The sequence below is a fragment of the Alsobacter sp. KACC 23698 genome (assembly GCF_045348435.1).
In the GTDB taxonomy this organism is placed as follows: Bacteria; Pseudomonadota; Alphaproteobacteria; order Rhizobiales; family Beijerinckiaceae; genus Alsobacter.
Map to the genome: position 1 here is coordinate 2,829,374 of NZ_CP157484.1, position 23,269 is coordinate 2,852,642.

Below are 23,269 nucleotides of genomic sequence, written 5' to 3' on the forward strand. Positions count from 1 at the left end.
TACCCTCAGCGAATTCAACGCTGTGGTTGGTCGGGGCAGCAGGATTCGAACCTGCGACCTGAAGTACCCAAAACTTCCGCGCTACCTGGCTGCGCTATACCCCGATGGTGCGACCACGTCGCCCCGTCTACGGTTTTCGCCCCGCCCCCGCAAGGGGCATTCGCGGGCGCCCGCGAGGGCGGGCCTCAGTTGGTCAGCCGCACGGAGTTGATGGACTGCCGGAACAGCGCCGTCATGGCGTCCGAGACGCCCTGCGACGGGCTGACCTCGAAGAACAGCCCGGGCGACGCGCAGCTCGCCATCTTCTGGCTGATCGAGCTGGCGAAGGGCGCGATCCAGGTGGTGTACCAGCTGTTGGTCGGCAGCGGCAGGTAGGTGGTGTAGAGCACCGCCACCTTGACGCCCCGGTTCTTCAAAGTCGTGCACAGCGCGAGGTTGATCGGCGACTGGCAGCGCGTGCCGGTCAGGGGGCGCGAGCACGAGGTGGTGTTGTTCTCGTCGGCGACGCCGTCCGACACGAAGAACACGACCTTCTGCCGGGACGTCTCGGACGTGCCGTCGCCGGGGTTGGGCACCGCGGCGTTGAGGGAGGTCAGGACGCCGGTGAAGTTGGTGTCCATGTCGTTGTTGTAGCTGCTGTTGGGCACCGTCATCAGGTCGATCGCGCCGGCCGCGCTCTTGACGGACGGGATGTCGCTGCTGAGCGGCGCCACCGAGGTCAGGCCGGCGGCCGTGGCCGACGCGCCGAAGGTGTAGATGCCGACCCGGAACTGGTTGGTCACCGTGGCGGTGGTGCGCATCGTGTCCATGAGCTGCTGGGTCGCCATGCGCAGCACGTCGATGCGCATCGTCACGCCCAGTTTCTTGGCCAGGTCGTAGTAGCTCTTGGAGTTCGACAGGTCGTGGCAGGCGAAGGCGCACTTGTCGGACGTGTTGTTCACCATGGTGGCGATGTCGGCGGTGGTGGCGCCCACCCCCATCGAGGGCGTGTTGTCCAGGAGGAGGTAGAAGTCGATATAGGGCGCCCGGCCGAGCGTGGCCGTGGCCGAGCCGCCGACCGGTACGCTCTTGACGCCCACGATCTGGGGCAGCGACGTCGCCGACTGGCCCGAAAAGCTCACCACCGCGGTGCGCGACAGGCCGGAATCGGTGACCTTGACCGAGAGGTCGCTCAAGGTGACGCGCTTGATCGTGCTCAGGCCCGACTGGAAGACGTTGAGGCCGACCCGCTCGGCGTCGGCGGCGGACCCGGCCGTGTAGCCGGCGGCGGCCAGCGCCGAGGAGTCCGCCAGGCCGTCCAGCTGCGTCTGCGACACGGCCTTGGCCTGCAGGTCCACCATGGCCCCGATGGACACCAGCAAAGGCAACAACGCCACGGCGAACACAGGCGCGGCCGCTGCGTCGTCGCCTGCTGCGCAGCGTGACGCATTTTCGCCAAGTACGCGTAAAATTCGCTTGAACATTTGCGCGTTCCTACCAAGCACAGGCAGGAATAATCACCGACAGGCAGACCTAAATCAACGGGATAATACTTCAGCTTACTTTGTGATTATGGGGCCGGTAACGAGACGCTCGGCTATTCACGGAAATTTACAACCTATCGTTGAATCAACATGAATTCAATTACAGGAGGATCCTTGCGGGCCGCTCGAGGCATGGCGTCGGGAACGGATGGCTCGCCCGTGCGTTCTGATGACGCAAATCGGGATTGCCCCCCTCCGATTTCGAGCGAAAAGGCCCCGCGGTGTTCAGCTCCCGCGGGGCCTTTTTCACGTCCTGTCAGAGACTTGGCGGGTGTTCAGGGCTTCGAGCCGAAAAGGGCGTGCTGCACCTTGTCGCCCGGTCGAACCCCCAGCTTGGCGGCCATGCCGGCGTTGATCTCCAGCACGCCGAAGACGGGCTCGCCCGACGAAATCGTCCGGGTCGAGTGGGGTTCGGTGTCGGCTGCGACGCGCGCGATGGTGCCGTCCTTGCGGATGAACACCATGTCGAGCGGGATGAAGGTATCCTTCATCCACATCATCACGGGCTGCGTCTCCTTAAAGTCGAACAGCATTCCGCGGTCCGCCGGCAGGTAGCGGCGAAACATCAAGCCCTTCGCACGCTCTTCGTCGGTGCGCATGACCTCGACCTCGAAGGTGCGGGGTCCCTGCTGGGTGAGGATCACGAGCGTCTCGAGCGCGGGTTCGGCCTGGGCCGGCCGCGGCGCCAGGACGCAGCCGAAGGCGAGGCAGACGATCGCGACGGACAAGATGCGGGAGAGAAACGAAACCGGCATGGAAGAACCTCTGGGCGATGCCGGACACTGCCCCGCTCCGCCGCTGTCGGTCAATCCATCCGGCCGGTATGCGCCGGCCTTGCGCCTGCCCTGCCCGTCGCCGCGAGGGTCAGTGCGAGGACGGCGCCTGGGCGTTGACGGCCAGAAGCCGCACTTCGGCGGCCATCAGCCCCTTGGGGCCGTCGCCGAACCGCACCATCACGGTCTCGCCGGGCTTGAGCTCGGTGATGCCGTAGCGCCGCAGCGTTTCCATGTGGACGAAGATGTCGGGCGTGCCGTCGCCGCGGGAGACGAAGCCGAAGCCGCGCAGGCGGTTGAACCACTTCACCACCACGGGCTCCAGCCCGCTGGTCGGCGTGACGCTGACATGGGTCCGGGCGGGCGGCAGCTGCGAGGGATGCGGGGCCGCGGACGTGTCCATGGACAGGATGCGGAAGGCCTGATAGCCGCGCTGGCGGCGCTGCGCCTCGCACACGACCCGCGCGCCCTCATACGCGACCTGGAACCCGTCCCGGCGCAGGCAGGTGGCGTGCAGCAGGACGTCGGGCATCCCGTTGTCGGGCACGATGAAGCCGTACCCCTTGGCGACGTCGAACCACTTGATGGCGCCGGTGACCTCAATCAGATCGAGCGGAGCCTCGTCATGCGCTCCTTCGTCGAGAGCTCCCCCCATCAAGGGGGCGTTTTTGGCACTGAAATCTTCCGACATCGGTCAACACCAATCCGAGCGGTTGTACAAGGCCGGTTCAGCACACGCTGGGCGACGTGGCAGGGCATGACTTCGCCGACTCATTCCGTGATTCAGCATAGCACCGCCGCCCCACTGCGACAGGCCGAAAAGCAGGCTTCGTCAGGCGGCGGCTCCCTCTGCACAGCAATCTTCGGCGACGTTCCAGGTGGGTGCAACCACCGGTAGTCGTGGGCCTGATTGATCGTTGCGAAGCTCTGCGCCACACGCAACGCCGCGTCGCCGCATATGCTCTGGAAGAGTCGCTAGGCCGGCTTATCTTAAGCCTGCTTATGAAATCGAATCAGAATCGGGACGAGCCCATGCCATCCGCCATCGAGGCCGCCCGGCGCGCCGCCTGCGCCGAGCCGGGCCAGGAGCGCCGGGCCGCCACGCCGGAACGGGAACTCGGTTTCCTGATCTCCGACGCGGCGCGCCTGCTGCGGACCTATACGGACCAGCGCGCGCGCGAAATCGGCACTACGCGGGCCCAATGGGCCGTGCTGAACCGCCTCGAGCGCCGGCAGGGGATGAGCCAGAACGAACTCGCCTGCGTTCTGGACGTTCAACCGATCACGCTGGCGCGGCAGATCGACCGGCTCTGCGACGACGGCCTCGTCGAGCGGCGCCCCGATCCGGGCGACAGGCGGCTCAAGCGGCTGTTCCTGACGCCGAAAGCCTATCCGGTGCTGGATTCGCTGTCGGCCGTGGGCGGCGAAATCATGGGCGCGGCCCTCGCGGGGCTCGATCGCGCCGCCATCGCGGCGCTCATCCGCGACCTTGGCGTCGTGAAGGACAATTTGAAGCAGCGGCTCCACCTGGACGCCGCCGATCGCACCGACCTCTCATCCGCAAAGACGAAGCCATGACCGATGTGACCGAAAGCGCCGAAAAGGGCGCCGCGACAGAGCCGGCGTCCGCCGGGGCCCCCGCAGCCGCAGCCGCCGCCGCGCCGGCCGTGCAGGCGCCGCCGGCTCCGGCCAGGACGCGCCGCGGGCTGCGCTTCGTCCTGTTCATCGTCGTCCCGTTGCTGGCCGTGGCGGGCGGCGGCTACGCCTATCTGCACGGCGGACGCTTCGTCTCCACCGACAACGCCTATGTGGGCGCCCAGAAGGTGCTGATCACGCCGGAGATCTCCGGCAAGGTGAGCAAGATCCTGGTGCAGGAAGGCCAGCGCCTGTCGCCCGGCGACGAGTTGCTCGAGATCGACCAGACCTCCTACCGGATCGCCGTCGACTCCGCGCAGGCCCACCTCGCCAAGGTGGCGACGGACTTCGCCACCCTGAAGGCCAATGTGAAGAGCCTGGAGAGCCAGCTCCAGCTCGCCCGCCAGACCCTGACGCTTCGCCAGGCGGACCTGCAGCGCAAGACGGACCTGCTGGCCAGCCGCGCCGGGTCTCGCGCCGAGCTGGAATCCTCGGAGATCTCCGTCGCCGCCGCACGGGCGCAGATCGAGCAGCTCGAACAGCAGCGCGCCGCCCAGCTGGCGCAGCTGCGGGGCGACCCGGACATGGCCATCGAAGCCTTCGCGCCCTGGATGGAGGCCAAGGCGGCGCTCGACAAGGCGCAGCGCGACCTCTCCCAGACCGTGCTGCGCGCGCCCATCTCGGGCGTGGCGACGCAGGTCTCCAGCATCCAGATGGGACGATACCTGGACGCCGGGACGGCGGTCTTCAGCATCGTGTCCGACGACCAGCCCTGGGTCGACGCCAATCCCAAGGAGACGGACCTCACTTACGTGCAGCACGGCCAGGGAGTGTCGATCACGGTCGACGCCTATCCGGACCGCGTCTGGCGCGGCCATGTGTCGGCGATCAGCCCCGGGACCGGCGCCCAGTTCGCGATCCTGCCGCCGCAGAACGCCAGCGGAAACTGGGTGAAGGTGGTGCAGCGCGTTCCGGTCCGCATCGAATTCGACCCGGGCGAGGACACGCGCGAACTGCGGGCGGGCATGAGCGCCAATGTCGACATCGACACCGGCCGGCAGCGCACGCTGGCGGGCCTGTTCGGGCTCGGCAAGGCGGTGGCGGCCATCACGGGCCCCGGCGCCGGTCCGGAGCCGGCCGCCAAGGAAGCGAGCGCACGCTGATGTCGGCCGCCGCGTCCGCCCTGCCCTCGCCTGCCGCGGCCCCGGCGAAAACGGGAGCCGGCGCCCGGCGCATGCTCCTCACCGCCTGCGTCATGATGGCCACCATCATGCAGGCGCTGGACACGACGATCGCCAATGTGGCGCTGCCCTACATGCAGGGCGGCCTCGGCACGACGCAGGACCAGGTCAACTGGGTGCTGACCTCCTATATCGTAGCCGCGGCCATCATGACCTCGCCGCTGGGCTGGATGTCGGCCCGTTTCGGCCGCAAGCGCCTGTTCATCGTCTGCACCGCCGGGTTCACGGTGGCGTCCATGCTGTGCGGGGCGGCCCAGAGCATCGAGCAGATGGTGCTGTTTCGCCTGCTCCAGGGCGTCTTCGGGGCGGCGCTGGTGCCGCTGTCGCAGTCGGTCATGCTGGACGCCTATCCGGCCGAGCAGCGCGGCTCGGCCATGGCGATCTGGGGCATGGGCGTGATGCTCGGCCCCATCATGGGCCCGACGCTGGGCGGCTGGCTCACCGAGACCTATAGCTGGCGCTGGGTGTTCTTCGTCAACCTGCCCGTGGGCGTCGTCACTGTGCTCGGGCTCTCTGCCATCATGGAGGAGATCCCCGCCAAGAAGGGGCTCTCCTTCGACTGGTTCGGCTTCATCGCCCTGTCGGTCGGCATCGGCGCGTTGCAGCTGATGCTCGATCGCGGCGAGCAGGTGGGCTGGTTCGACTCCGGCGAAATCGTGGCCGAGGCCGTCATCGCGGGCGCCGGCTTCTACTTCTTCCTGTCGCACGCCTTCACGGCGCCGCGCTCCTTCATCCCGATTCACATCTTCCGGGACCGGAACTTCGCCGTCGGCGTCATCTTCATGTTCATCGTCGGCATCATCCTCCTGGCCACCATGGCGCTGGTGACGCCCTTCATCCAGAACGTGATGGGCTACCCGGTGCTCACCTCCGGCCTGCTGCTGGGAACGCGCGGCATCGGCACGCTGGTGGCCATGATGGTGGTGGGGCGGCTCCTGAGCTTCGTCGACCCGCGCGTGCTGATCTTCATCGGGCTCTCGGCTTCCACCTGGGCGCTGTGGGCCATGATCGGCTTTTCGCCGAACACCTCGGCCATGCACATCAACATGGTCAACATCGTGCAGGGCTTCGGCCTCGGCTTCGTCTTCGTGCCGCTGAACACGGTCGCCTTCGCGACGCTGCCGGGCGAGTTGCGCACCGACGCCACCGCGCTCTGGACGCTGATCCGCAACATCGGCAGCTCGATCGGCATTTCGGTCGTGATCGCCCAGCTGACCAGCAAGACCACGCAGTTCCACAGCCAGCTGGTGGAGCACCTGACGCCCTTCAACGACGCGCTGAAGATGCCGGACGTGAAGGCCGTGATGGACTGGACCACGGTGTCCGGCCGGGCGCTGCTGGACCAGCTCGTGACGCAGCAGGCCGCCATCATGGCCTACGGCAACGACTTCAAGCTGATGATGTTCATCAGCCTCGCGGCCTTCCCGCTCCTCCTGGCCATCAAGGGCGCCAAGCGTCCCGCCGGCGGCGCTACCGAAACCCATGTGATGGACTGAACGTCAGGCCCGCAGCAGCGTCGCCTCGACGCTCGGCGCGTGCAGGGCGACGGCCGCCGCGATCGGCCCGGGCAGGTCCGCGAGCGCGAACGGCGCGGCGAAACCCGGCATCGCCACCGGGCCACGGATGGGGCCGGTCCCGACCGTCAAGAGGCGCGGATCGACGGAGAAGCCTGTCCCGCCCGCCTTCATGACGGCCTCCTTGCGGGTCCACAGCTTCAGAAAGGCGGCGTCGCGCTCATCCGGCGGGATCGCCAGGAAGGCGGCGAGTTCGGCCGGCGTCATCACGACCTCGGCGACGGCGTCGCGATCCGGCGGAGCGGTCGGCTCAAGGTCCACCCCGACCTCCGCTCCGAGCGCGAGGGCGAGGGCGACATGCTCGTCCGCATGACTGAGGTTGAAGCGCAGCCGCGTGGGCAGGGCGAGCGTCGGCTTGCTCTTCTCGTCGATGGCGATCGGGATGTCCGCCGGCGCAAGCCCCAGGAGCCTGGCCAGGCCGGTGCGGGCCAGCGCCCGGCCCGCCACGAAGGCGCGCGCGTTCGCCGGATGGGAGATCGCGTCGGCGCGGATGCGCTCTTCCGGCGAGAGGCTCTCGGCGCCGGTCGACCAGAGCGCGATGTCGCTGATGACGACGAGGACGCGCCCTTCGACGAGCGGCTCGGGCGGAAAAGGGAATGAGGGCGTCGGCATCGCCCCGCCACTGTGCCAGATCGGCCGCCGCGCGCGAGCGGTTTCGCTTCAGCCGATGGCGACGATCTCGGCCTGGCCGTGGCCGGCTTCGACGATGTCGCCGACGCTCTTGCCCAGCAGCGCCTGCGCCAGCGGCGCGACATGCGGAAGCGTGCCTCGCGCGGGGTCCGCCTCGTCCTCGCCGACGATGCGCCAGGTCTGGCGCCGGCCGTCGTCGCGCTCGATCGTCACCGTCGCGCCGAAATGCACCGTCCGCGGGTCCCTCGAGGGTTGCACCAGCTCGGCGTTGGACAGGCGATGCTGCCAGTAGCGCAGGTCGCGGGCCGCCCGCGCCACGCCGGCCCGGTCGCCGGAGGCCTGGGCCTCGCCATGCTCGCGGCGCAGCCGCTCCACGGCCTCTTCGATCTGGCGCAGACCCTCGGGGGTGACGAGATTGGGATGCGGGCTGACGGGGCGGTCCGGCAGGTCCTCGAAGGCTTCCCCTCCGTCCTGCTCTTTCACGAAGGCGCGGCTCATGCCCAGGTTCCCCTCTGGTCCTATTCTTGTGCGAAGGACGATCGCGCGCCCCCGGCCGCTCGGCCAGTGCTAGACAATGAAACGGAACCCCCCTGCGTTCCACAACTTTAGAGAGTACACTGGGCGCACCCCGCCGCACTCCAGACCTCGCGATTGCAACAGGAGTGACCCATGAGCACCACCACCCCGGACAATGCCGCCTATGGCGGCCCAAGCCTGCGCAGCGGCATCGACACGCTCCGGTCCCGCTGGGGCTGGATCGTCGCCGTCGGCGTCCTCATCAGCCTGTGCGGCCTGATCGCGCTCGGCAGCGTCGTCATGGCGACGGCGGTGAGCGTGACGGTGGTCGGCTTCATGATGGTGGTCAGCGGCGCCATCGAAATGGCCCATGGTTTCGCGTCCAAGAGCTGGGGGCGCTTCTTCCTGTGGATTCTCCTCGGCGCGCTCTACGCTCTGGCGGGCGTCTTCGCGATCATGAACCCCTTGCTCGCCGCCAGCGTGCTGACGCTGATGCTGGGCGCCGGTCTGGTGGCGTCCGGAATCGTGCGCATCATCCTGGCCTTCCAGATGAAGGAGGGCGCGCCCTGGGGATGGGTGGCGCTGTCGGGTCTGGTCACGCTCCTGCTGGGCGGGATGATCCTGGCGCACTGGCCCGTGTCGAGCCTTTACGTGCTGGGCATGTTCCTCGGCATCGACCTGATCTTCGCCGGAACGGGCTGGATTGCGATGGGGATGGCCTTGCGACGCCGTACTTAGACGTCCGCGGGCGTCGCGGGCCGGAACCAAGTGGAACCGAGCGCGTTGCGGACCGGGCTTTTCCGCCCCGCTTCAGTCACCCGGTGCGTCGGCCGATGATGCGCGCCGACCAACGGGTGATTGCGTTTTGCCTGAAGCTGGGCAATGGGAAGTCGCGCGCTTAGCCGTGGTCGTGCGCGGCGCAGAACATCGCCGCACGACGGCGAAGGACAGCGCAAGGCGGGTTCACCGCGTTGCGCACTTCATGGCATTGAAGGACGGGGCTAATGACGAAGTGGGTCTACACGTTCGGGGACGGCAAGGCGGAAGGCCAGGCCGGCATGCGCGAGCTGCTGGGCGGCAAGGGCGCCAACCTCGCCGAGATGAGCAATCTGGGTCTCCCCGTTCCCCCCGGGTTCACGATCTCGACCGAAGTGTGCACCTATTATTACGCCCACGGCCAGACCTACCCTGAAGATCTCTCCGGCCAGGTCCAGGCGGCGCTCGACCATGTCGGCGGCCTGACGGGCAAGACGTTCGGCGACGCCGCCAACCCGCTGCTCGTCTCGGTGCGCTCCGGCGCCCGCGCCTCCATGCCCGGCATGATGGACACCGTCCTCAATCTCGGCCTGAACGACGTCACGGTCGAGGCGATCGCGGCAAGCTCCGGCGACGCCCGCTTCGCCTATGACAGCTATCGACGCTTCATCCAGATGTATTCGGACGTGGTGCTCGGCGTGGAGCACCACCATTTCGAGGACATCCTGGAGGAGTACAAGGACCGCAAGGCCTATTCCCTCGACACGGACCTCAGCGCCGACGACTGGAAGCTGATCGTCTCGCGCTTCAAGGAGACGGTTCAAAAAGAGCTCGGCCGTCCCTTCCCGCAGGATCCCAAGGACCAGCTCTGGGGCGCGATCGGCGCCGTGTTCGGCTCCTGGATGAACCAGCGCGCCAACAAATATCGCGAGCTGCACGGCATCCCGGCGAGCTGGGGCACGGCCGTCAACGTCCAGGCCATGGTGTTCGGCAATCTCGGCGACACCTCGGCGACCGGCGTGGCCTTCACCCGCAACCCCTCGACCGGCGAGAAGGAGCTCTATGGCGAGTTCCTGATCAACGCCCAGGGCGAGGACGTCGTCGCCGGCATCCGCACCCCGCAGGACATCACCGAGCAGGCCCGCAAGGCCGCCGGCTCTGACCGCCCGTCGCTGGAAGTCGCCATGCCGGAGGCCTATGCGGAGTTCATCCGCATCTGCGGCCTGCTCGAGAAGCACTATCGCGACGTCCAGGACGTCGAGTTCACCATCGAGCGCGGCAAGCTGTGGATGCTGCAGACCCGCAACGGCAAGCGCACCGCCAAGGCGGCGCTGAAGATCGCCGTGGAGCTGGCGGCCGAGGGCCTGATCACCCAGGACGAGGCGGTCGCCCGCATCGACCCGATGTCGCTCGACCAGTTGCTGCATCCCACCATCGACCCCGACGCGGACCGCAAGGTCCTGGCGACCGGGCTTCCGGCGTCGCCGGGCGCGGCGGGCGGCGAGATCGTGTTCGATTCCGACGAGGCGGAGGCCGCCAGGGCGGCAGGCCGCAAGGTGATCCTGGTGCGCGTCGAGACGAGCCCCGAGGACATCCACGGCATGCACGCCGCCGAGGGCATTCTGACCACGCGCGGCGGCATGACCTCGCACGCGGCCGTGGTGGCGCGCGGCATGGGCAAGCCCTGCGTCTCCGGCGCGGGCGGACTTCGCGTCGACTACGCCAGCCAGACCATGACGGCCGCCGGCGTGACCCTGAAGAAGGGCGACTGGATCACCATCGACGGCGGCGCCGGGCAGGTCCTGCTGGGCGAGATCAAGATGCTGGAGCCGGAGCTCTCCGGCGAGTTCGGCACCCTCATGGGCTGGGCCGACAAGGCCCGCCGCATGAAGATCCGCGCCAACGCCGAGACGCCGCTCGACGCCCGCACGGCGCGCCAGTTCGGCGCCGAGGGCATCGGCCTGTCGCGGACGGAGCACATGTTCTTCGAGGGCGAGCGCATCGTCGCCGTGCGCGAGATGATCCTGGCGGACGACGAGGCCGGCCGGCGCCACGCGCTCGCCAAGCTGCTGCCGATGCAGCGCGCCGACTTCGTCGAGCTCTTCACCATCATGAGCGGGCTTCCGGTCACCATCCGCCTGCTCGACCCGCCTTTGCACGAGTTCCTGCCGCACAGCGACGAGGAAGTGGCCGAGGTCGCGGCCGCCATGGGCGCGTCCGAGGACAAGCTGAAGCGCCGCGCCGCCGAGCTGCACGAGTTCAACCCGATGCTCGGCTTCCGGGGCTGCCGTCTGGCGATCGCCTATCCGGAGATCGCCGAGATGCAGGCCCGCGCCATCTTCGAGGCCTCCGTCGAGGCCGCGAAGGCCACGGGCGCGCCGGTGATCCCCGAGATCATGGTTCCGCTGGTCATGGGCCGGCCGGAATTCGACATCGTCAAGGAGCGCATCGTCGCCATGGCGGCGGCGGTCGAGAAGGAGACCGGCGCCACGCTCGACTACCAGGTCGGCACCATGATCGAGCTGCCGCGCGCCTGCCTGAAGGCCGACGAGATCGCCGAGACGGCCGAGTTTTTCTCCTTCGGGACGAACGACCTCACCCAGACCGGCCTCGGCATCTCCCGCGACGATGCGGCGAGCTTCCTCGGCCCCTACACCGCCAAGGGCATCCTGCCCTACGATCCCTTCGTGACGCTCGACATCGAGGGCGTCGGCGAACTGGTCAAGATCGGCGTCGAGCGTGGCCGCAGGGTGCGGCCCGACATCAAGCTCGGCATTTGCGGCGAGCATGGCGGCGACCCGACCTCGATCGCCTTCTGCGAGCAGGTCGGCCTCGACTACGTCTCCTGCTCGCCCTACCGCGTGCCGATCGCCCGCCTGGCCGCCGCCCAGGCCGCGCTCGGGGTGAAGGCCGCCAGCCAGGCCTGAGCCGGCCGCCGACGCCAAGCCAAGCCGAAGGTCGGGTCCTCAAGGGCCCGGCCTTCATGCTATGAGGGAACCGCCGCGGCGATCGCGGCGCGATCGTCCGTCGAGGCGCCGTGATCCGACTTGTCTTCGCCCACAAGACCGCCGTCGCCTTCGTGGCCGCGCTGACGCTGTTTGGCGTGGCGCAGGGCCTGGTCGTGACGCGCTGGCCCGACCTGGAGCGCTCGGTGGTGCCGCCCTTCCTGTGGCCGATCCTGGCGTCGCTGGCCATCGACGTGGCGATCCGCCCGGCCGTGGCCGCGGGCCGTATTTCGGACCTGCGCACGGAGACGCGCTTCGCCGGCGTGCTGGCGGGCGTGCTGGCCTATACGGTCGTGCGCTGGGCCGCCCAGGGCTGAAAGCCGTCAGAGCGCCGGCAGGGTCGCCTTGACGCGGGCGTGGCCGCCCAGATAGGCGGCGCGGATCTCTTCGTTGCCCCAAAGCTCGGCCGGCTTGCCGCTGAGCACGAGGCGTCCGGTCTCCAGCACATAGCCGCGGTCCGCGACCGAGAGGCCCATGCGGGCGTTCTGCTCCACGAGGAGCACCGTCGTGCCGCGATGCCGGATCTCGGCGATGATGGCGAAGACCTTCTGCACGATCACGGGCGCGAGCCCGAGCGAGGGCTCGTCGAGCAGGAGAAGCTTCGGCCGGGCCATCAGGCCGCGCGCCACCGCGACCATCTGCTGCTGGCCGCCCGACAACGTCCAGCCCAGCGCATCCGCGAAGGGCCTCACGTCCGGGAACAGGTCGAACATATCGTCCGCCTCCCGCCGGATCTGCGCCTTGCTCAGGCCCTTGCGGTTGGAGGCGCCGAGCATGATGTTCTCGCGGGTGGTGAGGCCGGGGAACACCCGCCTCCCCTCCGGCACGTGCGCGACGCCGCGCCGGACGATCTCCTCCGGGCCGACGCCCACCAGCGACTGGCCCTCGAACAGGATGTCGCCGCCGACCGGCTTCACGAGTCCCGAGATGGCCCGCAGCGTGGTTGACTTGCCCGCGCCGTTGCCGCCCAGGAGCGTGACCACCTCCCCGGGCTCGACCGCCACGGTCAGGCCATGGAGCGCCTCGATCTCGCCGTAGCGGACCACGAGGTCCTTGCATTCAATGAGCGGCATCGGGCTCGCTTCCCAGATAGGCGGTGACGACGTCGGGATTGTTGAGCACGGACACGGGGTCGCCGTCCGCGATCCTGCGGCCGAAATTCAGCACCGTGATGTGCTCGGCCACGTCGCTGACGAGCGTCATGTCGTGGTCGATGATCAGGATGGTGAGGCCCTTGGCGGCGATGCGCTTCAGGAGGCCGGTGAGCTCCACCTTCTCGGTGGAGTTCAGGCCCGCCGCCGGCTCGTCCAGGAGCAGGAGCGTCGGATTGCCCGCGAGCGCGCGGGCGATCTCGATGAGGCGCTGGTGGCCGTAGCTGAACGAAGTCACGAGTTCGTCGCCGCGGTCGCCGAGCCCGACGAAGGCCAGCGCCGCCCGGGCCCGCGTCTCCAGCGCATGATGCGCCTTCTCGACCGGGTTGCCGGGATGCTCGGCCCCGATCACCACGTTCTCGACCGCCGTCATGGACCGGAACAGGCGGATGTTCTGGAAGGTCCGCCCGAGCCCCGCGATCGTCCGCCGGTGCGGCGGCAAGCCCGTGATGTCCGTCCCGTCGAGCACGATCCGGCCCGCGGTGGGCGTGTAGATGCCGGAGAGCACGTTCAGCGTCGTCGTCTTGCCCGATCCGTTCGGGCCGATCAGGGCGTGCACGCTGCCGCGCCGGACGGCGAAGTCGATGCCGTCCACCGCCTTCAGCCCGCCGAAATGCTTGGCCAACCCCTCGATGCGCAGCACGTCGGCGTCGTGTCCCGCCGACTGGCGCAGCTCCAGCGCCGCCGCTTCTCCCCGCGCCGGCGCGGCGCGGTGGAAACGTCGGGTGAAGTTGGACATCCAGCCCCAGATCCCGTCCGGCATGAACAGCACGATCAGGATCACGGCGAGGCCATAGATGGCGAGGTAGAGCCCGGGCACGGACTTCAGGAACCGCAGCCATTCGGGGATCAGGATCAGGAGCCCCGTGCCGACGACCGCCCCGATGGGCGACGCCACGCCGCCCAGCAGCACCATGGTGAGGAACACGATGGATTCGGCGAAGGAGAACTGATCCGGGCTGACATAGGCGAAGCCGCCGGCGAACAGCGCGCCGCCCAGCCCGCCCAGCAGGGCGCAGATGGCGAAGGCCGTCACCTTGGTGCGCTGCACGTCGATGCCGGCGACGCTGGCGGCGAGTTCGTTGTCGCGCACCGCCCGCATGGCCCGCCCGAGCGGAGAAGCCGGCAGGCGCCAGACGATGTAGCCGACCACGGCCAGCACGGCGACGCAGAAGGCGAGATAGCTCTGCGACGACTGGAACAGGCCCGGCCGCGCGATGCGCGAGACGCCGTCCGGCCCATGCGTGACCGGAATCCAGTTGGTCATCACCAGCGTGACGATCTGCTGGAAGCTGATCGTCACCATCGCCAGGTAATGGCCCCCGAGGCGCAGCGTCGAGGCGCCCAGGAAGGCCCCGGCGGCGAGCACCAGCGCCAGTCCGAGCAGCGCGCAGACCCAGTAGGACAGGCCGTAATCGACGGTGCCGAGCCCGACCGCATAGGCGCCGAGCCCGAAAAAGGCCGCCTGCGCCAGGTTGATCTGGCCGCACAGGCCCAGCACCACCGTCAGCCCCATCACGGCGACCGAGTAGGTGGCCGCCTGCATGAGGATGTTGGTGATGTAGCCGTCGAACGCGTGGGTCGCCGCGTAGAACACCATGACGCCGGCCAGCGCCACATAGGCGAGGAGCCCGAGCTGCGGCAGCCGGCGCGACGCGGGAGCGGGTTGGGTGATGCTGGTCATGCCTTTTCCGCCACCCGTTCGCCGAAGAGGCCCTGCGGCCTGAACACGAGGAAGAGCACCAGCACCAGGAAGGCGAAGCCGTCCTTGTAGGGCACCGAGATATAGGCCGCGCCGAAGGTCTCGATGACGCCGAGCGCCAGCCCGCCGATGATCGCCCCCGCCACGTCGCCGAAGCCGCCGATGATGGTGGCGGCGAACGCCTTCAGGGCGATGGTGCCGCCCATCTGAATCGACACGAACAGGATCGGCGCGACCAGGATGCCGGCGAGCCCGCCGAGCACCGCGCTATACACGAAGGTGATCATGATCATCGTCGCGACCGGGATGCCCAGCAGCGACGCCATCTCCTTGTCCTGGGAGGTGGCCTGCAGCTTTTTGCCCAGGAGCGTGTGCTCGAAGAACCAGTACTGGAAGGCCACCAGCACGACCGTGACGGCGATGATGAGAAGATACTGGCTGTCGAGATAGACCGGTCCGATATTGAAGCCCGGCGTCTCGAACACCGGCGACAGGACCTGCGGCTGCGGCCCGTACAGGGCCAGCATGGTGTTGGCGACCAGGATCGACGCGCCGATGGTGGAGATGATCACCGGCAGGTAGGTGCGGTGCCGCAGCGGGTAGTAGACGCCGAGATTGAAGATGACGCCGTAGAGCGCCATGCCGGCCAACGCCAGCAGGAACGAGAGCCAGTAGGGCCATTCCAGGTCGACGGCGAAGATCACCATCAGGAACGCCGCCACCATCGAGAACTCGCCCTGCGCGAAGTTGACGACGTTGGTGGCGCGGAAGATCAGCACGAACCCGAGCGCCACGAGCGCGTAGACGGAGCCGATGCCGATGCCCGTGAAGAGCAATTGAAAAGCCAGATCCATGAGGCCCCCGGGAATGTCGCGAACGGCGCGCCGTCATGGTCCCGCCCGCCATCGGGCGGACGGGACCATGGGGGACTTAGTCGTTGAACTCGATGTGCTTGGCGAAGACGATGTTCCCGCTCTTGTTCTGCACCACGTTGTAGCCGTGCAGGCCGTCGCCGTTCTGGTCGAAATTATACTCGCCCTCGGCCCCCTTGTGCCCCTTGATGGAGAGCATCGCGTCGCGCACGGCGGCGGGGTCGGTCTTGCCGGCCTTGTTGATGGCGGCCGCCAGCAGGGTCACGGCGTCGTAGCACCAGGACGACTGGTTGTCGGGGTTCACCTTCATGACAGCCCGGTAGGCGTCAGCGTAGGCCTTGGCCTCGGGGCTGGAATCCTCGGCGTAGTCGGCCACCCCGTAGGTGTTGTACAGGGCCGGGCCGGCGAGCTTCAGCGCCGTGACGTTGACGATGGACGGCGACCCCACCCACGGCGCCGTGACGCCGAGCTGGCGCAGCTGCCGGGCGAAGATGCCGAGGTCGTTCTCGAAGGTGAAGTAGGACGAGATGATGTCGACGCCGGCCTGCTTCAGCGCCAGCACGACTGGGGTGAAATCCTGCGACTGGTTGGCGTAGCCCTGGATCACCACCGGGGTGATGTTGAGGGCCTTCAGCGCGCCTTCCAGCGCCTTCATGCCATTGGTGCCGAACGCGTCCGTGGAATGCACGATGCCCCACTTCTGCAGCTTCAGCTCCTTGACGCCGAACTCCGCGATGACGCGGCCCGAATAGCTGTCGTTCGGGCGGCAGCGGAACAGCCACGGATTGCCCAGCTTGGTGAGCGTCGGGTCGGTCCCGCCGAACATCGTCGGCTTGGCGGTCTTCAGGATGTCCGGCGCCATCGCGTGCATCTGCGTGGAGCGGATGGAGCCGATGAAGCCGACGATGTCGGCGTTGGTGGCGAGCTTGGAGAAAGCGAGCACCGCGCCCGGATTGGTGGTCTGATCGTCCTCGGTGACGATCTCCATCTGCTTGCCGAGCACGCCCCCGGCCTTGTTGACCTTCTCGAGCGCGAGCTTGGCGCCCGCCATCGCGTATTTGCCGGCCTCCGCGGCGGGCCCCGTGATCGGCACCACCTGCCCGACCTTCACGGTCGCGCCCTGCGCGCTCGCTCCGCGAAGCAGCGCCGGCGCGGCGAGCCCGGCCGCAAGTCCCGACGTGAATACGCGCCTGGTCACCTTCATCTCGATCCCTCCCTGATGCGCCGGCTTCGCGGCGTCATTCGACGTTGGATGCATTAGAGGATGCCGAACGCCGCTTTGTCCACGGGCGAAATGAAGGAACAGGGCCCGTTGATCACAGTTTAGGCGCCATCTGTCTTCGAAGACCTCAAGCGCCGCTCATCCCGATTGAAATGGCCCCTGATCTATTGCGCCCTGCCGGGCTGCGTCCGCCGGAGACGGACGTGACATTCGGCAAGACGTACCAGCCGGCGGCCGCGCTGGCTCCGGCGCGCCCGGTGCTGCTATCCTGCCGCGCGCCGCGAGACCGACGATGACGATGCTGATGATCCAGGGCGAGACGTTTCATGTGCGGGTCGACGGCCCGGCGGACGCCCCTGCCCTGATGCTCTCCAATTCGCTGAGTTCGGACCTGAGCATGTGGGACGATCAGGTCCCGGCCTGGTCCCGGCGTTACAGGGTCATCCGCTATGACCATCGCGGCCACGGCGCCAGCGTTGCGCCGCGCGCCGAATACGACTTCGACCAGCTCGGCCGCGACGCCCTGGGCGTCCTGGACGCGCTGGGAATCGAACAGACGCATTGGTGCGGGCTGTCCATGGGCGGCATGACGGGCCTATGGCTCCTGACCCATGCGCCGCACCGGATCGACAGGGCGGCGCTGGCCAACACGGCGGCCCATATGGGGCCGCCCGCGCTCTGGGACGGGCGCATCCGCACCGCCGAGCGCGGCGGCATGGAGGCGCTGGTTGAGGCGACGCTGGAGCGCTGGTTCCCGGCCCATTTTCGCGAAAGCGCGCCCGCCGTCATGGCGCGGATGCGCGCCATGGTGCTGCGTACGCCCGTGGCGGGCTATCAGGGCTGCTGCGCGGCGATCCGCGACATGGACCAGCGCGAGGCCATCAAGGGGATCGACAGGCCCGTGCTGGTGATCGTCGGCGCCCGCGATCCCGCCACGACGCCGGCCGACGGCGCGCTGATCGCGTCCTCCATCCCGGGCGCCGAAATGGTGACGCTGGACGCGGGGCATCTGTCGAACGTCGAGCGCCCGGCCGAGTTCACGGCCGCCGTCGCCCAATTCCTCGGCTGACGCCGGGTCGAGCAAGGGGAATGAGGATGAAAGTCTGTGTGTTCGGGGCCGGCGCCGTCGGCAGCAACATCGCCGCGCATCTGCTGCGCGCGTCGACGGCCGAGGTCGCCATCGTGGCGCGCGGGCCCCATCTCGAGGCGATGCGCCGGCGCGGGCTCACGCTGAAGAGCGACACGGACGCGTTCACGGTGGAGACGCCGCTCGCCACCGACGATCCCGCCTCGCTCGGACCCCAGGACCTCGTCCTGGTCACCCTCAAGGCCGTCTCCCTGCCCTCCTGCGCCCCCGCGATCGGCCGGCTGGTGGCGCCGGGCGGTGCGGCGGCGTTCCTCAGCAACGGCGTCCCCTGGTGGTGGCGGCACGGGCTGGACGATGCGCCCGCGACGCTTCCGCTGCTCGATCCGGATGGAGCGCTGTGGCGCGACGTCGGCCCGGAGCGCAGCCTCGGCGGCGTCATCTACTCGCCGAACGCGATCGTCGAGCCGGGCGTGGTGGTGAACCGGGCCCGGAGCCGGTTCGTCTTCGGCGCGCCGAAGGCCGGCCCCAACCCCATGCTCGACCGGACCGTGGCGCTGTTTCGCGAGGCGGGCATGGAGGCGCGGGCCAGCGCCGACATCAGGCGTGAGATCTGGCTGAAGCTGCTCCTGAACGCGCCCGGCAACCCGCTGGCGGCCCTCACCCGCCTTTCGGCGGGCGAACGGGCCCAGGACGAAGGCCTGGTCGCGGTCGCGTCCGCCATCATCCGCGAGGTCCTCGCCGTCGCCGCCGCCGAAGGATGGGACCTCGCCGCCGACGTCGACGTGGAGGCCGCCGTCAGGCCCGCGGGCGCGCTGGGGGGCGGCCGCCCCTCCATGCTCCAGGACGTGCTGGCGGGGAGGCCCACCGAGGTCGAGGCCCTGCTCGGCCAGCCGGCCGCCTTCGCGAAGGCGCATGGGCTGGCCACGCCGGTGGTCGACGTCGTGCTGCCGCTCATGCGCGGATTGGACCGGGCGGTCCGGGCGGGCCGCACCTGAAACTTGTCCACGCTATCAACAGAAGCCAGGCGCGGCGGCCTCTTGCGTCACCTAGCAAAGGTTTGGTTCAATGCAGCTTCGTTTCGAGGAGCAGGGTTGACCGATGACGATCTGTGAATCGAACCATGAAGAGATCATCTTCGAAAGCATGCGCGACGAACTCCGGCATCTGTTCGACGTCGGGGTCGGGGACGCGGACTGGTCGTCCATGCGGCTGGACGAGCGGGCCGCCTGGCTGCGCGAGATGATCGAGCGCGTCTTCGCCGGAGACGCCGCCCAGCACGCCTGAGAGCGCGTCAGCGCATGGGACGCAATGTCCGCCGCATCGGCGACGTGGCCTGTCGCGGCCATGCATAGGCGTCGGCCTCCCCGAGATCGAGGTCGGCCTTCTCGTCGCGCGCGCGGCGCAGAACCCCATACAGGTGGATGCGGTCGTGCCGGCCCCGCAGCAGGTGCGAGCCGAAATCGGTGAAGCGGGCCAGCATGTCGGACCGCATTTCTTCGTGAATCTTCGACCAGGTCGCCTCGGTGATCAGAACGGAGCTCTGCAAGGTCCGGCAATAGCCCTCGACGCGGCTGGCGATGTTGACGGTGTCCCCCAGGACGGCGAGCTCGAGCTGGTCCTCCGCCCCCACGTCGCCGAAGAGCACGTCGCCATAGTGCACCCCCACGGCCACCTCGATGGGCGCGCCGAGCCGATCGGGGGACCGGTTCCACGCCTCGACCTCCGTCTGGAGGTCCATGGCGCAGGACACCGCCCGCGACGCGTCGGCCACGCCGCGCATCGGCGCGCCGAACACCGCCATCAGGCCGTCGCCGGTGAATTTGTAGATCGTGCCCTGGTGCCGGAAGACGATGCGGCAGGCGATGGCCAGCATCTCGCGCAGGACCGCGATGATCTCGTCGGGGGCGCGCTCCTCGCAGAAGGACGTGAAGCCGACCATGTCGACGAACATGACCGCGGCCGCCTGCGTCTTGGCCGACGAGAGGGGGACGTCGATCTCGATGAGATGCTCGACGAGGTTGCGAGGGAAGAAGCGGGCCAGGTTGGCGCGCTCCTGGGTCATCTCCTTCAGGCGCGCTTCGGCCTGGTGGCGCGCGGTCAGGTCGCGCACGAAAATGGCCACCATGCCGCGATCCTCGCGGTCGATGCGCGCCATGGTGAGCTCGATCGGGAACAGCCGGCCGTCGGCGCGCGGCGCCGTGGTCTCCATGCGCAGCGCCGGTCCGCGCGCGCCGCCCCTGCGCGAGGCCTTGGCGAAGAGCTCGCGCCAGTCCGCGCCGCTGTCGGCGTTGAACAGCAGCGAGCCGATGCTGCGCCGCAGGACGTCGGCGCGCGTCCAGCCGAAGGTCGCCTCAAAGGCCGGGTTCACGTCGATCACCCGGCCCCCGCCGTCGGTGATCAGGATGCAGTCCAGCGACACGTCCATCATGGCGGCGCGCAGCGCCTCCATGGCGCGCAGCGACCGCGCCGTCTTCTCGCGCGCCGCCGAGGCCGCGATCAGCGCCCCGGTGGTCTGCAGCAGATGGATCTCCTCGGTGGCCCAGTCACGTTCCGCCACGCAGTCGTCGAACCCCAGATGGCCCCACCAGACCCCGTCGATGTGGATCGGGATGGAGATGAAGGACACGATCTGCTGAAAGTCGAAGTCCTCGCGCAGCACGCCGGTGAGATCGCGCGTATGGCCGCGGATGAGCTCCCCGCGCCGGCGCCTGGCGATCCACTCGTCGAAGGTGGGATCGTAGTCCTCGATCACCTCCTTGGAGTATCGGGGCGACCCGCCGAGGCTGGGCAGGCCCGGCGCGCTCCAGTCGTGGCGGCAGGTATGGGCCAGCTTGCCGTCGGGCGTGGGATCGATCTCGAACAGGAAGACGCGGCTGACATTCACCGCCCGGCCGAGGCGGGCCAGCAACTCGTCGATCCCGTGACGCCAATTCTCCGCCTGCGCCATGGCGGCCGCCGCGAAAGCGATTTCCTGCAAGATGAGCTGATGGCGATCCAAGAGTCCGCCCTGCGTCGATCCGACCGGGGGAAGGTAGCCGTTCGCGCCCGCGAAGGGAAGTTGCGGATGACGAGTTTACATCCTATGGGCGCACAACGCGTGTAGACCGTCAGCTCGGGCGCTCGATCCGGATCCTGCGGTCGGTCTCGATCCACCGGCCCGTTCCGACATCCTGACACGAGAAGTCGACCCGCTCGGCGCCGGCCAGCGCCTCGGGGTCGACGTCGACGACATGCAGGCCCAGCAGTCCGGGCGCGCTCGAGGCGTCCCGCGGCTGGGTCCAGCCATCCAGACCCCAATGCATCAGGGTGGGCTCGTCGAAGATGAAGCGCAGGCTCTGCCCGGCGCGCATCGTCCCCACGGGCATCTTGCGCGTCCAGTGCGCGCGCTCGGCGACGGGCCTGCGGCCCTCGTAACGCAGCCAGACGGCCTCCGGACGATCGATGGGCCGCCCGCGGCTCAGGGACAGCGCCAGCTTGGCGAATTCGGCATGGGCCCAGACAAGCGGCATCGCCGATCCCGACGGCTTGCCGGCGCGCAAGCCCGCCCGCGCTACAGGCTCGCCATCCCAGATCTGCTCGGGCAGCATCCCGCATCGACCGCTCATCGCCATCATGGCCCGCAGGAGACGCTTGGCCTCCTCCAGGTCGCCGGCGCACAGGGCGTAGTGCCCCCGCTCTCCCGTGAGGAGCGGCCACGGGCGGCCCCGGCCCACCCCGTCATAGGGCGCGCCGTCCTCGTGCTCGCCATAGCCGTCGCCATTGTAGCGGTACCAGGACGGCCCGGAGGGGGTCTGCGCCTTCAGCATGGCGTCGACCAGCAGGACGGTGTCGCGCACCACCGGATCGTCCGGCGACCGCAGGCCGAAGCGGACTAGCTGCAGGAAGTCGGTCGAGATCAGCGTGGAGGCCGGCGTCAGGCACTCGCCCGTGTGGTTGCGCACGGGGACCGGATCGGCGATCGCAGCCGGATCCTCGATGACGGCCGCCGGGGCGGAGCGGACATAGTAGCGCGAGACGCCGTGGCGGGCCGTGAGATGCGGATCGCTGGCGGCGAGCCAATCCTCGATATGGGCGTTCCAATCGTCCGCCAGGAGCAGCATGTCGCGCCTGTGCCGCAGATGGGCCAGCTCCGACCCGCACACCATGGCCGCGATGGCGACGGCCAGCGTGAAGGCGTTGACGCCGGGCGTCTCCTCCCAGCGGTCCTGGTCCGTGGACGGGCCGTTCAGGACGACGAAGCGCAGCGCGCGGCGCACCATCTCCTCCACCACGACGCCGTCGAGCGCGTCGACCTCGGCCAGCGCATAGGCCAGCAGCACCGGGAAGGCGATCTCGTCGAGCTGCACGCCCGACCAGCGCGGCCGCCCGCCGAGCCACTGGTTCTGGGACCAGCGACCGTCGGCGTTCTGCGTCGCGATCAGGTAGCGCAGGATGTTGCGGGCCTCCGCCAGCGCCCCGAACCCGAGCAGCGCCCCGGCGCTCTCCACCAAGTCGCGCGGCCACACCAGGTGGTAGCCCCCGGTATCGTCCGTGCTGCTGCCCCAGGGGATGCTGAGGCTCGCCACCATGGCGCCCGGATAGGTCTTGTCCTGGTGGGCGCGCAGGACCATCGCGGCCACATGCAGCGCTTCGCGGAATTCTCCGGGGCAGCGCTCCGGATCGACGCTGCGCGCGTGCCATTCCTCCCAATCCTCGACGTGCCGGCGCCAGACCGTATCGAAGGGCTGCAGCAGGGCCGAGATGGCGAGCGTCGCCGCGGCGTCCTTCTCCCGCCCGAAGCCCAGCGCCAGCACCGCCTGCGGGCTCTGGATCTCCGCCATGAGGGCGACGTTCCCCGGTCCGGCGCGCTCATGCGTCCAGGTCATCGCGCCGTGGCGGGCGAAGTCCTGCCAGCCGTCGCTCACCCCGACATAGCCGGCGCTCGCCTTGCCCCAGGCGTCGCGCTGGGTGGCGGGGTCGACGCAGGCCAGCGCCAGGGCGAACGGCCCCTGCTCGGCGCACAGCACGATGCCGTCACGGTTCATGAACACGTCGGCGGTGTTGTCGAAGCCCGTGCCGCCCAGATGCGGGGCCAGCAGGGCGTAGAGCTTGAGCCCGGCGTCACCCGTCAGGCTCGCCTCGATGAGAAGCACGTCGCGCTCCGGATCCGGCGCGATCCGCAGGGTGAGCTCGAACCGGGGGTGACGGTGGATGATATTCACGGCGGGAACGCCCGGCCCGGGCGTCGTCAACACATAGTCGGCCGAGCGCTTCACCTCCGCCCAGAAGCCCTGCCCGTCGGCGACGATAAAGCCGAGGTCGCGGATCTGGGGGCTGTCGACGCGAGGATAATAGACCTCGTTGACGATGCCGTAGCCGACCGTGAACCACAGGCGCGAGGTCCCCAGGGTCGTGCCCACCATGTCCTTGGCGCTGCTGGTCCAGGTCGGCCGGATGCCGGGCTGTCCAGGCGCTTCCATGGCGTGCTCCTCGTGCGGGGATCGGGAGCGCCCTGCATATCACAACCAGAGGCTGCTTCGCCTGCGGCGCCCACCCGCGCTTGGCGATCCCGATCGGCCCAGCTAGCCTTCCCGCGCAAAAAG

General features: G+C 68.8%; 20 protein-coding genes and 1 tRNA gene. 9 read left to right on the forward strand and 12 right to left on the reverse strand.

The features are described from left to right. Positions 1-27 precede the first annotated feature (27 nt). From ABEG18_RS13295 to ABEG18_RS13310, 4 genes are all read right to left on the reverse strand, one after another. Positions 28-104 (reverse strand) — tRNA-Pro (locus ABEG18_RS13295). An 81-nt stretch (positions 105-185) separates the two neighbouring features. Beyond that, a complete protein-coding gene (locus ABEG18_RS13300; protein ID WP_406853535.1) occupies positions 186-1,376 on the reverse strand; it encodes a pilus assembly protein in 1,191 nt (396 codons plus the stop codon). Positions 1,377-1,798: 422 nt separating this feature from the next. Further along, entirely contained in the window at positions 1,799-2,278 is a 480-nt protein-coding gene (locus tag ABEG18_RS13305) for a DUF192 domain-containing protein (RefSeq protein WP_406853536.1), read from the reverse strand. 109 nt (positions 2,279-2,387) lie between these two features. After that, complete coding sequence (locus ABEG18_RS13310) at positions 2,388-2,951, reverse strand: cold-shock protein (RefSeq protein ID WP_406853537.1); 564 nt, start codon at positions 2,949-2,951, stop codon at positions 2,388-2,390. Between the two features lie 245 nt (positions 2,952-3,196). On the opposite strand from ABEG18_RS13310, the gene ABEG18_RS13315 reads away from it, so the two are divergent. The 3 genes from ABEG18_RS13315 (at position 3,197) to ABEG18_RS13325 (ending at position 6,668) form a co-directional block, all read left to right on the forward strand. Continuing rightward, the gene (locus ABEG18_RS13315; protein WP_406853538.1) at positions 3,197-3,874 is read left to right on the forward strand and encodes a MarR family winged helix-turn-helix transcriptional regulator; all 678 of its coding nucleotides are present in this window, start codon (positions 3,197-3,199) and stop codon (positions 3,872-3,874) included. Continuing rightward, positions 3,871-5,094, forward strand: a complete 1,224-nt coding sequence (locus ABEG18_RS13320; protein ID WP_406853539.1) for an HlyD family secretion protein — start codon at positions 3,871-3,873, stop codon at positions 5,092-5,094. The genes ABEG18_RS13315 and ABEG18_RS13320 overlap by 4 nt, the downstream gene beginning before the upstream one ends. 71 nt (positions 5,095-5,165) lie before the next feature. Then, positions 5,166-6,668 carry a DHA2 family efflux MFS transporter permease subunit gene (locus ABEG18_RS13325; RefSeq protein WP_406853540.1) on the forward strand — a complete coding sequence of 501 codons (1,503 nt, stop codon included), beginning with the start codon at positions 5,166-5,168 and terminating at the stop codon, positions 6,666-6,668. A 3-nt stretch (positions 6,669-6,671) separates the two neighbouring features. Here the strand turns inward: ABEG18_RS13325 and ABEG18_RS13330 are convergent, their stop codons facing one another. Both ABEG18_RS13330 and greA read right to left on the reverse strand, forming a co-directional pair. Continuing rightward, the gene (locus ABEG18_RS13330; RefSeq protein WP_406853541.1) at positions 6,672-7,358 is read right to left on the reverse strand and encodes a 4'-phosphopantetheinyl transferase family protein; all 687 of its coding nucleotides are present in this window, start codon (positions 7,356-7,358) and stop codon (positions 6,672-6,674) included. A 48-nt stretch (positions 7,359-7,406) separates the two neighbouring features. After that, a complete protein-coding gene (gene greA, locus ABEG18_RS13335) occupies positions 7,407-7,874 on the reverse strand; it encodes a transcription elongation factor GreA (protein ID WP_406853542.1) in 468 nt (155 codons plus the stop codon). Positions 7,875-8,045: 171 nt separating this feature from the next. On the opposite strand from greA, the gene ABEG18_RS13340 reads away from it, so the two are divergent. From ABEG18_RS13340 to ABEG18_RS13350, 3 genes are all read left to right on the forward strand, one after another. After that, complete coding sequence (locus ABEG18_RS13340; protein WP_406853543.1) at positions 8,046-8,630, forward strand: HdeD family acid-resistance protein; 585 nt, start codon at positions 8,046-8,048, stop codon at positions 8,628-8,630. A 266-nt stretch (positions 8,631-8,896) separates the two neighbouring features. Next, positions 8,897-11,575 carry a pyruvate, phosphate dikinase gene (gene ppdK, locus ABEG18_RS13345; protein WP_406853544.1) on the forward strand — a complete coding sequence of 893 codons (2,679 nt, stop codon included), beginning with the start codon at positions 8,897-8,899 and terminating at the stop codon, positions 11,573-11,575. A 110-nt stretch (positions 11,576-11,685) separates the two neighbouring features. Continuing rightward, positions 11,686-11,970: a hypothetical protein gene (locus ABEG18_RS13350; RefSeq protein ID WP_406853545.1), complete on the forward strand. Its 285-nt coding sequence runs from the start codon at positions 11,686-11,688 to the stop codon at positions 11,968-11,970. 6 nt (positions 11,971-11,976) lie between these two features. On the opposite strand, the gene ABEG18_RS13355 is transcribed toward ABEG18_RS13350, so the two are convergent. The 4 genes from ABEG18_RS13355 to ABEG18_RS13370 all read right to left on the reverse strand — a co-directional run bounded on the left by ABEG18_RS13355 (position 11,977) and on the right by ABEG18_RS13370 (position 16,582). Then, the gene (locus tag ABEG18_RS13355; RefSeq protein ID WP_406853546.1) at positions 11,977-12,726 is read right to left on the reverse strand and encodes an ABC transporter ATP-binding protein; all 750 of its coding nucleotides are present in this window, start codon (positions 12,724-12,726) and stop codon (positions 11,977-11,979) included. After that, complete coding sequence (locus ABEG18_RS13360; protein WP_406853547.1) at positions 12,713-14,488, reverse strand: ABC transporter permease subunit; 1,776 nt, start codon at positions 14,486-14,488, stop codon at positions 12,713-12,715. The genes ABEG18_RS13355 and ABEG18_RS13360 overlap by 14 nt, the downstream gene beginning before the upstream one ends. After that, entirely contained in the window at positions 14,485-15,360 is an 876-nt protein-coding gene (locus ABEG18_RS13365) for a branched-chain amino acid ABC transporter permease (protein WP_406853548.1), read from the reverse strand. The genes ABEG18_RS13360 and ABEG18_RS13365 overlap by 4 nt, the downstream gene beginning before the upstream one ends. 76 nt (positions 15,361-15,436) lie before the next feature. Next, positions 15,437-16,582: an ABC transporter substrate-binding protein gene (locus tag ABEG18_RS13370; RefSeq protein WP_406853549.1), complete on the reverse strand. Its 1,146-nt coding sequence runs from the start codon at positions 16,580-16,582 to the stop codon at positions 15,437-15,439. A 310-nt stretch (positions 16,583-16,892) separates the two neighbouring features. Here ABEG18_RS13370 and pcaD point away from each other — a divergent pair, with 310 nt between their 5' ends. The 3 genes from pcaD to ABEG18_RS13385 all read left to right on the forward strand — a co-directional run bounded on the left by pcaD (position 16,893) and on the right by ABEG18_RS13385 (position 18,971). Next, complete coding sequence (gene pcaD, locus ABEG18_RS13375) at positions 16,893-17,669, forward strand: 3-oxoadipate enol-lactonase (RefSeq protein ID WP_406853550.1); 777 nt, start codon at positions 16,893-16,895, stop codon at positions 17,667-17,669. Positions 17,670-17,695: 26 nt separating this feature from the next. After that, the gene (locus ABEG18_RS13380) at positions 17,696-18,682 is read left to right on the forward strand and encodes a ketopantoate reductase family protein (protein WP_406853551.1); all 987 of its coding nucleotides are present in this window, start codon (positions 17,696-17,698) and stop codon (positions 18,680-18,682) included. Positions 18,683-18,785: 103 nt separating this feature from the next. Next, positions 18,786-18,971 (forward strand): hypothetical protein, encoded by a 186-nt coding sequence (locus tag ABEG18_RS13385; RefSeq protein ID WP_406853552.1) that lies wholly within the window; start codon positions 18,786-18,788, stop codon positions 18,969-18,971. Positions 18,972-18,978: 7 nt separating this feature from the next. Here the strand turns inward: ABEG18_RS13385 and ABEG18_RS13390 are convergent, their stop codons facing one another. Further along, entirely contained in the window at positions 18,979-20,664 is a 1,686-nt protein-coding gene (locus ABEG18_RS13390; protein ID WP_406853553.1) for an adenylate/guanylate cyclase domain-containing protein, read from the reverse strand. Positions 20,665-20,794: 130 nt separating this feature from the next. After that, positions 20,795-23,146 carry a glycoside hydrolase family 15 protein gene (locus tag ABEG18_RS13395; protein ID WP_406853554.1) on the reverse strand — a complete coding sequence of 784 codons (2,352 nt, stop codon included), beginning with the start codon at positions 23,144-23,146 and terminating at the stop codon, positions 20,795-20,797. Positions 23,147-23,269 lie beyond the last annotated feature (123 nt).